General features: G+C 34.7%; 9 protein-coding genes and 1 tRNA gene. All 10 read right to left on the bottom strand.

Features of this window, described 5'->3' with window-relative positions; translation table 11 throughout:
- Window positions 1-574: 574 nt before the first annotated feature.
- The 10 genes from ACNQGG_RS03055 to mraY all read right to left on the bottom strand — a co-directional run bounded on the left by ACNQGG_RS03055 (window position 575) and on the right by mraY (window position 12,065).
- A tRNA-Arg gene (locus ACNQGG_RS03055) sits at window positions 575-648 on the bottom strand.
- Between the two features lie 60 nt (window positions 649-708).
- On the bottom strand, window positions 709-1,158 hold the full coding sequence (locus ACNQGG_RS03050) for a GatB/YqeY domain-containing protein (RefSeq protein ID WP_417961405.1): 450 nt from the start codon (window positions 1,156-1,158) through the stop codon (window positions 709-711).
- Window positions 1,159-1,499: 341 nt separating this feature from the next.
- On the bottom strand, window positions 1,500-3,455 hold the full coding sequence (gene ftsZ / locus ACNQGG_RS03045; protein WP_417961402.1) for a cell division protein FtsZ: 1,956 nt from the start codon (window positions 3,453-3,455) through the stop codon (window positions 1,500-1,502).
- A 51-nt stretch (window positions 3,456-3,506) separates the two neighbouring features.
- Complete coding sequence (gene ftsA / locus ACNQGG_RS03040) at window positions 3,507-4,889, bottom strand: cell division protein FtsA (RefSeq protein ID WP_417961400.1); 1,383 nt, start codon at window positions 4,887-4,889, stop codon at window positions 3,507-3,509.
- A 6-nt stretch (window positions 4,890-4,895) separates the two neighbouring features.
- Window positions 4,896-5,618: a cell division protein FtsQ/DivIB gene (locus ACNQGG_RS03035; RefSeq protein WP_417961398.1), complete on the bottom strand. Its 723-nt coding sequence runs from the start codon at window positions 5,616-5,618 to the stop codon at window positions 4,896-4,898.
- Complete coding sequence (murC, locus tag ACNQGG_RS03030; RefSeq protein WP_417961396.1) at window positions 5,605-6,954, bottom strand: UDP-N-acetylmuramate--L-alanine ligase; 1,350 nt, start codon at window positions 6,952-6,954, stop codon at window positions 5,605-5,607. The genes ACNQGG_RS03035 and murC overlap by 14 nt, the downstream gene beginning before the upstream one ends.
- A gap of 37 nt (window positions 6,955-6,991) precedes the next feature.
- Window positions 6,992-8,080 carry an undecaprenyldiphospho-muramoylpentapeptide beta-N-acetylglucosaminyltransferase gene (gene murG, locus ACNQGG_RS03025; protein WP_417961394.1) on the bottom strand — a complete coding sequence of 363 codons (1,089 nt, stop codon included), beginning with the start codon at window positions 8,078-8,080 and terminating at the stop codon, window positions 6,992-6,994.
- Between the two features lie 59 nt (window positions 8,081-8,139).
- Entirely contained in the window at window positions 8,140-9,429 is a 1,290-nt protein-coding gene (locus ACNQGG_RS03020) for an FtsW/RodA/SpoVE family cell cycle protein (protein WP_416857045.1), read from the bottom strand.
- A gap of 73 nt (window positions 9,430-9,502) precedes the next feature.
- Complete coding sequence (gene murD / locus ACNQGG_RS03015; RefSeq protein WP_417961392.1) at window positions 9,503-10,834, bottom strand: UDP-N-acetylmuramoyl-L-alanine--D-glutamate ligase; 1,332 nt, start codon at window positions 10,832-10,834, stop codon at window positions 9,503-9,505.
- Between the two features lies 1 nt (window position 10,835).
- Complete coding sequence (mraY, locus tag ACNQGG_RS03010; RefSeq protein ID WP_417961390.1) at window positions 10,836-12,065, bottom strand: phospho-N-acetylmuramoyl-pentapeptide-transferase; 1,230 nt, start codon at window positions 12,063-12,065, stop codon at window positions 10,836-10,838.
- Window positions 12,066-12,069: the final 4 nt, after the last annotated feature.

Genomic DNA, 12,069 nt, shown 5'->3' with positions numbered 1-12,069 from the left:
ATGTGCGTCAGTTCGAGTGATCTTTAAAGCTAAAATAATATTCCTAATTAAACAACACAAATAGCTTCAAAAATTGTATCGAGAACCATCTCAAAACTGCAGTTTCAGTCAAATAGAGTGGTTTTAAAAGCTAAGATAATGTCTCTGTAAACGACACAAATAGCTTTAAAATTGCAGAGAGAACCGTTGTAAACCAAAACCTCCTTGAGACACTATCACGTCAGTTCGAGTGATTGTATAAAATAGCGACAGCATTTTTATACATTGTATAGAGAACCATTTTGCTTCCAATACTCCACGATACGTTTTGACATAACAAATTAATACTTTCAAACGCACCCCTTCAAGTCAAAACACTCGAAGAGACGTTAGAGAGAAACATCAACTACATTTTTACAAAATCGTATCGAGAACCGTTCTCAAAACAAAAATACTAAAAGGGATCGTAACGCCAGATACAAAGAGCCTCCGAGTTTTTATCAAATAGTCAGTTCAGTGATTGTAAAAATCAGTGACCGGTAAAAAAAAGACATAAAAAAACCACAATTAATAGTAATTATGGTAGTTTTTAAAGTGACCACGGCAGGGTTCGAACCTGCAACCCTCAGAGTCGAAATCTGATATTCTATCCAGTTGAACTACGCAGTCATTATGATTTTAGAGTGTTAATTAACGAGTTTAAAACTCGTTAATTAACACTATTTACTTTTATGTCAATAATTTTTTAACTAGTGTAGAAATGGTTTTTCCTTCGGCAGTTCCTCCTAATTGTGCAGCAGCCAATCCCATAACTTTTCCCATTGAAGCAATACCTGCAGCTCCAGTTTCGGCGATGATTTTTGCAATCACTGTTTCTACTTCTGCTTCACTCAATTGTGCCGGTAAGAATTTTTCGATTACTGCAATTTGAGCTAATTCTGGTTCAGCCAAATCCAAACGGTTTTGCTCTGTAAAAATTCTAGCACTTTCCTTACGGGTTTTTACTAATCTTTGAAGCAATTTAACCTCGTCATCTTCCGTTATTTCTTCTTTTGATCCTGATGCTGTCTGAGCTAATAGGATTTCAGATTTTATAGCTCTTAAAGCTTCTAATGCAACTGTATCTTTGGCTCTCATGGCGGTTTTCATTTCGTCCATGATTTGTACTGATAAACTCATATTCTTTATTGTTAATTTGGTTAATCGATTATTTGTTTAATCGATTGTTGAAATGCTAATTATGAAAACGACTGCTTTTTAATGCCCCAGAGGGTAGTGAAAAGCCTTTTTAAGAGAAAATGTATTTTTTATAGGACTTAAAAAGCGACTTTAGAAGCTCTTTTAAGGACTTAGAAAAAAACATTTTCGAGAAAAAGCTTGAAACGACAGCTGGATTAAGGCCCGACAAATTTAAAGAAATTTACTGGAATTAACAATAGATTGCTTTCTTCTCACTACACAAAAAAATAACCCGAAAATTAAATTGAATTTTCGGGCTGTTTCATTTTGGTTTGAGTTAGTTAATCTACATTGTCATGCAAATACGAGTTGTTAGAACGCAACTGTAGATCGTTGTTGCTGTCTGTTCCAACAGAAATTCTCGAATTTGTATTATTAGTTTGGTTGTTTGAAATGTCTATTCCTAATCTTTTGTAAGCCGGTTCTTTTTCATACTCATCAATTTTAGAAACATTGTTATGAAACTTATAGTTGAATTCTTTTAATTTTTTTCTTCTTTCATCAGCTCTCATTCGCAATGATTCTTCGATGGTCATTTCCATAGGAGAAATAGCATCAAAGTCAACAGGCGTATTTACTGGTGTATTCACTTGTTTCATGGTAATGTTCAACTCTGCCGGAATGACAACTTCTGGCGTTTTAGCAACTGGCTTAGCCATGAAATCATTCTCTGGCTCCATATATTCTTCAAGAGAATACTTGATAATTCCGTTGTCAGTCAATTCCGTTACCGGAACAAATTGAACTGCTTCATTTACTTTAATATCACGAGTTTCATTTGTCAGTTCAAACAAAACTTTATTTTCTTCCACTTGTGCTACTGGTTCTGTTTTGAAAAGTGGCAAATCAAAAGAAAAAGTAGTTTGTTCTTGTCTTTCAATAACTTTTGGCTGTACCGCTTTTACTTCTTTAACTTCGGCTACTGTAGATGTGATTGTGAAATCAATATCAGTAATAGGAGAAACGATTTCGAAAGTAACATCTAAATTTTTAATAAATTCAGACATAACTATCAACTCTTCTTTATTGATTGTTGGCGCTGGTGTTGGTATTATCACCACTGGTTCAGGCGCAACTACAGTATCTTCTAACAAATCAAAAACAATTCTTTCATTTGAATTAGAAACTGGAGATTCTGTATTTAAATCGAATCCAGTTACCATTTTATTACTTAGATTATGAACACTTCTCTGCTCATCTTCTAATGTGTGAATGATTTTTTTTGGCTCTGTATTTACGATTTCATTTTGTTGTTCAATATCAAAACCTGTAGCGATTATAGTCACTGCAATAGCATCTCCAAGCGATTCGTCTTCACCAACCCCCATTATAATATTAGCATTATGACCTGCTTCAACTTGAATATGATCATTGATTTCTCCAATTTCGTCAATAGTAATTTCATTAGTTCCAGAAACGATAAGCAACAATACGTTTTTGGCACCAGTGATTTTATTATCATTTAACAAAGGAGAATCTAAAGCAGCGATAATTGCTTCCTTAGCTCTATTCTCACCTGAAGAAACAGAAGATCCCATAATAGCCGTACCGCTATTAAACAATACTGTTTTGGCATCTCTTAAATCGATATTTTGAGTATAGTGATGTGTGATTACTTCCGCAATTCCTCTTGAGGCTGTTGCCAAAACTTCGTCTGCTTTTGAAAACCCGGCTTTGAAACCAAGATTTCCATACACTTCTCTTAATTTGTTATTATTGATAACAATTAAAGAATCGACTTGTTTACGTAACTTTTCTATACCAATTAATGCTTGTTCCTGACGCACTTTCCCCTCAAATAAGAAAGGTAATGTCACAATTCCTACAGTAAGAATATCTCTTTCTTTAGCCAATTGCGCGATTACTGGTGCAGCTCCAGTTCCTGTTCCACCACCCATTCCGGCAGTGATGAACACCATTTTAGTATTGCGATCCAACATTTTTTCAATTTCGGAAATACTTTCAATAGCGGATTGTTGTCCTACATCAGGATTTGCTCCAGCGCCAAGTCCCTCCGTTAAATGTACACCTAACTGTATTTTGTTAGGCACAGAACTACTCTGTAAGGCTTGAGAATCTGTATTACATACGATAAAATCTACGCCTTTGATCCCTTGTTTAAACATGTGATTTATGGCGTTACTTCCGCCTCCACCTACACCAATAACTTTTATTACATTTGATTGGTTCTTTGGTAAATCAAATGAAATACTTCCAAATTCTGAGTTGCTCATCATTTTATTTGGTTTTTGATATTTATTATTTATTGTGTTTTTTGGGCACTGCCCTTATTCTGCATTATCTAAGAAATCCTTAATCTTATCCACATAACGGTCAAAGAAATTTCTCTGAATTCTGTTCACTGTCGAATTCTGTTTTTCATTCGTATTTCGTGCCTCTTCCTCAACTTCCTCTTCAGAAACCTCATTGACTGGCACTTGAACTATAGGCTGTCTGTACACTGGTGCTTTTGGTTGTTCAATTGCATCCATTCTTACTGCACTTTGAGTATTATTTTCAATGCTGTTCATTACTAATCCTACAGCAGTAGCATACAAAGGACTTGAAATCTCCTCATCTGAATTTCCAGCCAAATGCTCATTTGGATATCCTATCCTTGTATCCATTCCTGTAATATACTCTACTAGCTGTTTGATGTGTTTCAATTGAGCACCACCACCAGTAAGCACTATACCTGCGATTAGTTTTTTACGGGGATCTTCGTGTCCGTATGCTTTCACTTCCGTAAAAACTTGGTCAATAATTTCAACAACACGAGCATGAATAATTTTAGAAAGATTCTTTAATGAAATTTCTTTTGGCTCTCTGCCTCTCAATCCCGGAATAGAAACAATCTCGTTGTCTTTATTTTCCCCCGGCCAAGCAGATCCAAATTTAACTTTCAATAACTCAGCTTGCTTCTCAATTATAGAACATCCTTCTTTAATATCGTCTGTGATTACATTTCCTCCAAAAGGAATTACAGCCGTATGACGAATAATCCCATCTTTGAAAATGGCTAAATCAGTTGTTCCACCACCTATATCAATAAGTGCAACTCCCGCTTCTTTTTCTTCCTGACTCAAAACCGCATCTGCTGAAGCCAACGGCTCCAATGTCAAACCTGACAATTCAATTCCTGAACTTTGAATGCATCTTCCTACATTACGAATCGATGAAGCTTGCCCTACTACAACATGAAAACTAGACTCTAATCTTCCGCCATACATCCCTATAGGTTCCTTAATTTCAGACTGCCCGTCAATTTTAAATTCTTGTGGCAAAACATGTATTATTTCTTCACCGGGTAACATTGCCAATTTATTTACTTGATCAATCAAAAGCTGAATGTCATACCCTCCAATTACTTCTTCGGGATTGTTTCTGCTGATGTAATCTGTATGCTGGATACTACGGATGTGTTGACCCGCAATTCCCACCACTACATCTTTTATTTTATAGCCTGAATTATTTTCGGCTTCTTGTATCGCTTGCTGTATTGATTGTATGGTTTGAGTGATGTTATTTACAACGCCTCTGGCCACGCCTAAACTTTTAGATTTTCCTACACCTAAAATTTCCAGTTTCCCATATTCATTCTTCTTGCCTATCATAGCAACTATTTTAGTTGTCCCAATATCTAGACCTACTGCAATATTCTCTTTTTCCATTATCTATTATTTAGTGCAAACTACTTGTTCCGTAAATCGGAGATCAATCTTTTTATATTTATACAACGAACTATCTAAAACCGCTTTTTGAAAAAAAGCTTTGTAATTCTTAAATTTTCGCTCCACATTTATCATTCTACCAAAATCAATTTGATAATCGAAATTTCTATTGAGCATTTTTAAGCTACCATTCGGCATAATTTCAATTCCAATGATGTTTTTTTTCAAAAACGCATCGTCATAGATTGCACGAAATAAATCGGCTAAATCTTCGTTATTTTTTTTGTTTATCCCCCCGGATACAAGTGGAACTCTCGCTGTGAAATTAGTTGACAATGGCATTCTATTCCCTTCGTAATCAATATAAAAAGAACCACCCCCGTCAAAAACTCTAGCTATGGGAGTTTTTTGTTTTACTACTGCTTTTAACACACCATCAATACTCACAAATACATCTGATTTTTCAATCATTTCTTGTGCATCTAGAGTTCTTTCCAGTTTATTCAAATCTAAATTAACTTTTTGAATGCCTGATGCATCTCTATTATTTTCTATTAACAATTTATTAACCGTTTCCTGTTTAACAAAAGGCGCATTATCTCCAACAAAAACAATCACGGATTTAGTCAGTTTTCTATTTTTATTTCGATTTGATGTAAATGAAAAAAGAAAAATCACCAACACAAACATCAGTAATAATCGAATATTTGTCCAATTAAAGAGTTTCATTTATTGCTTTTTTAATAGATGGTACTAATTCTCCAATATCCCCTGCTCCAATAGTTACGATAACGGTAGCATCGCTAGCTAAAATTGTTGGTATTAAATCGCTTTTAGAAACAATTTTTTTATGATTATTGGTCATTTTATCCATCAACCATTGTGAATTTATGCCTTCCATTGGCAATTCGCGAGCCGGATAAATATCTAGCAAAACAACATCATTAAAAGCAGATAAGCTTTTGGCAAAATCATCAGCAAAATCTCTCGTTCTGCTGAATAAATGCGGTTGAAAAATTGCCAATACTTTTTGGTCTGGATACAATTCTCTAACCGCCTGATGTACTGCATTTATTTCTGTTGGATGATGCGCATAATCATCAATATAAACTAACTTATCCGTTTTAATTTGGTACGAGAATCTTCTTTTTATCCCTTTAAATGATTTAATGGCACTTGCAATGGCATCGGTTGGGGTGCCGAATATATTTGCCATTGCAATAGCCATTAATGCATTCATCAAATTGTGTTTTCCAGGTAATCCAAAATACAAATCTTTGATTATCTCCGTAGGCGTTTGTACGTCAAAAACATAACTGCCATTTCCTATCCTAACATTAAAAGCCTTAAAAACAGCGTCTTCGTTTACAGCACAAGTAATGCCTTCTAAAGGCAATTCTTTCGTTATAAAAAGATTGCTCTTATCTTCAACTTTAGAAGCAAATTCAATAAAAGATTCCTCAATTGCTTCACTGGTTCCATAAATATCCAAATGGTCCGCATCCATTGATGTAATACATGCTATATTAGGATGTAAATGCAAAAACGAACGATCAAATTCATCTGCTTCAACAACAGTTACCGTTTTTCCGTTTCCTATTAAATTCGAATTGTAATTTTCTACGATTCCACCAATAAAAGCAGTAACATCAGCTCCACTTTCATGCAAAATATGACCTAAAATACCTGAAGTAGTAGTTTTGCCATGTGTTCCCGCTACTGCAAAACAAAAAGTATCCTTTGTGATTATCCCTAAAACCTCTGCTCTTTTTTTGACTTGAAAATCTCTTTCCAAGAAGTAATTCCATTCTGAATGCGCTTTTGGAACTGCTGGCGTAATAATCACCAAAGTATTTTCTACATAAAAATCTGTAGGAATTAAATCGATACTGTCTTCAAAATGAATTGAAATTCCGCTTTCCATTAATTCATTGGTAAGAGCTGAAGGTGTTTTATCATAACCTGAGACTTGTTTTCCCAAATTCTTGAAATAACGAGCCAGATTACTCATCCCGATGCCTCCAATTCCTATAAAATAGACGTTATGTATTTGATTTAAGTTCATATTATTTTAAGTCTTTGCACTATTATCTTTTTTCTTTCTATTTAATCAACTTCGCAATTTCATCAACAATTTGTTTTGTTGCTTCTGGCATAGCCAATTGTTTAATATTTTCACTCAACTGGTTTTGTTTTCCCTGATCTTTCAACAAGGCTTCAAAAACAAGACCAAATTGGGAATCTAGCTCCGATTCTTTGAGCATTAAGGCTCCTTTTTTATCAACAATAGCTTTCGCATTTTTAGTTTGATGATCTTCAGCTACATTTGGTGAAGGAATAAAAATCACTGGTTTCCCAACAATACACAATTCCGAAACTGATGACGCACCTGCTCGTGAAATAATAACATCCGCAGCAGCATAGACTAAATCCATTCTTTCGATAAAAGCGACTACCTGAACATTTTCTTTGTTATATTTTTTATAATCTTCTAAATACAGTTTTCCGCATTGCCAAATCACCTGAACATTTTGAGAAAGAATATTTTCCAATTCTTTTTCGATTAATTGGTTGACTCTTCTTGCTCCCAGACTTCCTCCAAGAATTAACAATGTTTTCTTTTTAGAATCTAGATTAAAATATTGAATAGCTTCCGCTCTTTTACTTTCGATATCAATTAAATCCTGGCGCACTGGATTCCCAGTCAAAATCATCTTCTCTTTTGGAAAAAATCGTTCCAGATTTTCGTAAGCAACACAAATTTTGCTTGCTTTTTTACTCAATAATTTATTGGTGATTCCAGGATAGGAATTTTGTTCCTGAATTACTGTTGGAATACCAGCAAACCCAGCTGCCTGCAATAAAGGCCCACTTGCAAAACCTCCGGTTCCAATAACAACATCCGGTTTGAACTCTTTTAGTATAGTTCTGGATTTTAATAAACTTGAAAGTAATTTAATTGGAAAAAGCGCATTATCAAATGTCAGTCTTCGTTGTAATCCTGCAATCCAAAGTCCTTTGATTTTGTAACCTGCTTGAGGTACTTTTTGCATTTCCATTTTATTATTGGCACCTACAAAAAGAATTTCGGCATCAGGAAAACGAGATTTTAATTCATTGGCAATTGCAATTGCCGGATAAATATGTCCGCCTGTTCCGCCACCGCTTAATATGAATTTATACTGTTTCATTTTTATGAAGTTACTGAGTTCCTAAGTTTTTATAATTTACTTTTTCTCTGAAAATCGAATTACTTATTTAAAACTGCATGCATTGGATTCGTAGCTTTATCTTCAATAGAATAATTTTCTTCTATTAGATCTTCCTCTCCTAATTCTCTATCGATTAATTTTTGCAGTGCTTCTTCTCTTTTGGCAGCATCCTTTAATTCTTGGGCGATTTCTTCCTCTTTTTTAGTTACACTGATGATAATTCCAAGTGCGAAACAGGTCATCCAGATGGAACTTCCTCCGCTACTTATTAATGGCAATGTTTGTCCTGTAACTGGTAATAATTCTACTGCAACCGCCATATTAATCATTGCCTGAAATATCATGGGAAAACCTAATCCTATAACCACTAATTTCCCAAACAATGTATTGGCTTTATGTGAAGCAATGACAAATCGAAATAACAATAATAAATATAACGCAAGAACTCCCAAGCCTCCTAAAAGGCCATATTCTTCTACAATAATGGCGTAAATAAAATCGGAAGAAGATTGTGGTAAAAAATTCTTTTGAACACTTTTACCCGGACCCAATCCGTAAATCTTACCAGATGCAATAGCAATTTTAGCTTTCTCTATTTGATAATCATCTTCATCCGGTTTATCCGTGCTAAAATTTTCAATTCTGCTTTCCCAAGTATTTACCCTACTAAAAAATCTGGAATCTGGAAAAGCTTTTGAAAGAAGCACAAAAAAAGCGAGAAATAAAATCCCAGAACCAATAATAATTCCAATATATTTTAATGGGTACTTACCAATAAAAGTCAGCATCAATATCATACAGAAAATCAAGGCAGTAGTAGAAAAATTAGCAGGTAAGATTAGTATTAATGTAAAAAATACTGGTAACCAAAGCTCCCATAAAGAAGCCTTAAATTCAATTGGTTCTTCTCTTGTTTTTGACAAATAGCGCGCCACGAATATAAACAACACTATGGATGCCAACGTTGATGTCTGGAAGGTTATTCCGATAAATGGAACTTGAATCCAGCGACTCGCATTGGCACCAGCGATAACAGTTCCTTTGATTAATGTATAACCCAATAATATCCAAACAACAGGCAATCCAACTTTAGAAATAGCCCGAAAATAATGATACGGCACTTTATGCACCCAATAAATAATGGCGAAACCTATGCAAATATGCGCCAAATGTTTTACCAGATAGCCCAATGTATTTCCGTTCCCTTGGCCAATATAAGCCAAATTACTACTCGCACTAAAAACAGGCATAAACGAAAACAAGGCTAATAAGGCCACAAATGACCAAATACCTTTATCTCCTTTTAAACTGTTAACTAGTTGTTTCATTTCTTTTTTGTTTAAAGTTTTTGTGCTTAAAGTTTAACGCTTCTCAACCTTAAACTTTAAACATTAAACATTTTTATAAATTCTTAACCGCTTGCTTAAATTGATTTCCCCTATCTTCATAGTTTTCAAATAAATCAAAACTAGCACAAGCCGGTGACAGTAATACCGTATCTCCTTTTTCTGATAATCGTTGCGCCATTCTCACAGCATCATTCATATTGTCAACTTCAATCATCATGTCAACCACATTACCAAAAACATCAATTATTTTCTTGTTGTCCACACCAAGGCAAATAATAGCTTTTACCTTTTCACGAACTAATGACATCAATTCGTTGTAATCATTTCCTTTATCAACTCCACCCACAATCCAAACCGTAGGAGTATTCATGCTGTCTAGTGCAAAAAAAGTAGCGTTTACATTGGTTGCTTTTGAATCATTGATATATTGTACATTTTGGATTTTCAATACTTTTTCAAGACGATGTTCTACTCCTTGAAAATTAGATAAACTTTCACGTATTGTAGCCTTTCTTATTTGCATCAATTTCGCTACAGAAGTTGCTGCCATTGCGTTTTTCATGTTATGTTTTCCTTCTAAGGCAATATGCTCTGTGTCCATTGTAAACTCTTCTTGATTGATTGAAATTTCCATTTTGTTGTTTTTTATATAAGCTCCTTCGCTGAAAGTTTTTGTCAATGAAAAAGGAATTAATTTGGCTTTTGTTGTGTGTGTTTTAAACCATTCTGCAATGGCTTCATCATCTGCATCATAAATGAGGTAATCTTCCTCGCTTTGATTCATTGTAATTCTAAACTTTGAATCAATATAATTTTCATATTTGTAATCGTAACGATCTAAATGATCCGGACTAATATTCGTAATAATTGCAATATGTGGCTTAAAATCTATAATCCCATCCAATTGAAAACTGCTCAATTCAAGCACATAAGAATCGTATTTATTTTCAGCAACTTGCCAAGCGAAACTTTTCCCGATATTCCCTCCTAATCCTACATTCAACCCTGCTGATTTCAGCAAATGATAGGTCAACATCGTAGTGGTAGTCTTTCCATTGCTTCCGGTGATTCCTATTATAGTTGCATCTGTAAAAGGAGCTGCAAACTCAATTTCCGATAACACTGGAATTCCTTTAGCTAAAAGCTTTTTTACTACTGGAGATTTATCTGGAATTCCTGGACTTTTCATCACCACATCAGCGTTCAGAATCAAATCTTCCGTGTGCTTTTCTTCTTCCCAGGCAATTTCATTAATAACAAGAACTTCTTTATAATTCTCTTTTATCTTTCCAAAATCAGACACAAAAACATCGTATCCTTTTTTCTTACCCAGGATAGCAGTTCCTACTCCGCTTTCTCCTCCACCTAAAATTACTAGCCTCATATTATCTTAATTTTAAAGTGACAATTGACAATATGGCCAGCATTATGGCAACAATCCAAAAACGGGTTACAATCTTACTTTCATGATACCCCTTCTTCTGATAATGATGATGCAAAGGCGACATCAGAAATATTCTTCGGCCTTCGCCAAAGCGTTTTTTGGTATATTTAAAATAGCTTACCTGTAAAACAACCGATAGATTTTCGACAAGAAAAATTCCGCATAATAATGGAATCAACATTTCTTTTCGAACAGCAATTGCCAGAACTGCAATAATTCCGCCGATAGTCAAACTTCCTGTATCTCCCATAAAAACAGATGCGGGATAGGAATTATACCAAAGAAATCCAATCAATGATCCCACAAAAGCAGCGATAAAAACAGTCATTTCCCCTGAACTAGGGATATACATTATATTCAAGTAATTAGAGAAAATAATATTCCCCGAAACGAACGTAAATATCCCCAATGCAAGGACTGAAATAGCGGAAGTTCCTGCAGCCAGTCCATCAATACCATCCGTTAAATTAGCACCATTGGAAACTGCAGTAATAATAAAAATAACAACTGGAATAAAAATCAACCAAGCCCATTTTTCATATCCTTCACCTGTCCAAGCTAATAATTCGGCATAATCAAATTCATTATTTTTAAAGAAAGGAATCGTAGTTGCCGTAGATTTTTCTTCAACTGACGCAGGCGAAATCACTGTCTCGGTTGGTACTTTAAAAATATCTGATGTAGAAGTATCGGTACGCACCGTAACTGCCGGACTAAAATAAAGAACAGTCCCTACTATTAAGCCCAAACCTACTTGCCCTACAACTTTGAATATTCCTTTTAGTCCTTCTTTGTCCTTTTTGAAAATTTTGATATAATCGTCGATAAAACCAATTATTCCCATCCAAAGTGTGGTCACAATCAATAAAACGATATAAATATTATGCAGTTTTGCAAAAAGCATAACCGGAACTAAAGTGGCAAATATGATGATTAAACCACCCATAGTTGGCGTCCCTGCTTTTTCATTTTGACCTGCCAAACCAAGTTCACGAACCGTTTCCCCTACTTGTTGTCTTTGTAGAAAACGGATTATTCTTTTTCCATAAATCGTAGATAACAGCAACGAAAGCATTAATGCCAATGCAGATCTAAAAGTAATGTACTGAAAAACGCCTGTCCCAGGAACGTCCAATGTTTTGTCTAAATATTCAAATAAATAATATAGCATATCT

This window comes from Flavobacterium esculini, assembly GCF_048284325.1.
Lineage (GTDB): Bacteria > Bacteroidota > Bacteroidia > Flavobacteriales > Flavobacteriaceae > Flavobacterium.
The sequence above is the reverse complement of the archived record's forward strand: the minus strand, read 5'-3'. Positions and strand labels throughout refer to the sequence as shown.

Coding starts and splice junctions, on each gene's coding strand:
- ACNQGG_RS03050 (WP_417961405.1), bottom strand. CDS start 1,158: ATGAGTTTATCAGTACAAATCATGGACGAAATGAAAACCGCCATGAGA.
- ftsZ (WP_417961402.1), bottom strand. CDS start 3,455: ATGATGAGCAACTCAGAATTTGGAAGTATTTCATTTGATTTACCAAAG.
- ftsA (WP_417961400.1), bottom strand. CDS start 4,889: ATGGAAAAAGAGAATATTGCAGTAGGTCTAGATATTGGGACAACTAAA.
- ACNQGG_RS03035 (WP_417961398.1), bottom strand. CDS start 5,618: ATGAAACTCTTTAATTGGACAAATATTCGATTATTACTGATGTTTGTG.
- murC (WP_417961396.1), bottom strand. CDS start 6,954: ATGAACTTAAATCAAATACATAACGTCTATTTTATAGGAATTGGAGGC.
- murG (WP_417961394.1), bottom strand. CDS start 8,080: ATGAAACAGTATAAATTCATATTAAGCGGTGGCGGAACAGGCGGACAT.
- ACNQGG_RS03020 (WP_416857045.1), bottom strand. CDS start 9,429: ATGAAACAACTAGTTAACAGTTTAAAAGGAGATAAAGGTATTTGGTCA.
- murD (WP_417961392.1), bottom strand. CDS start 10,834: ATGAGGCTAGTAATTTTAGGTGGAGGAGAAAGCGGAGTAGGAACTGCT.
- mraY (WP_417961390.1), bottom strand. CDS start 12,065: ATGCTATATTATTTATTTGAATATTTAGACAAAACATTGGACGTTCCT.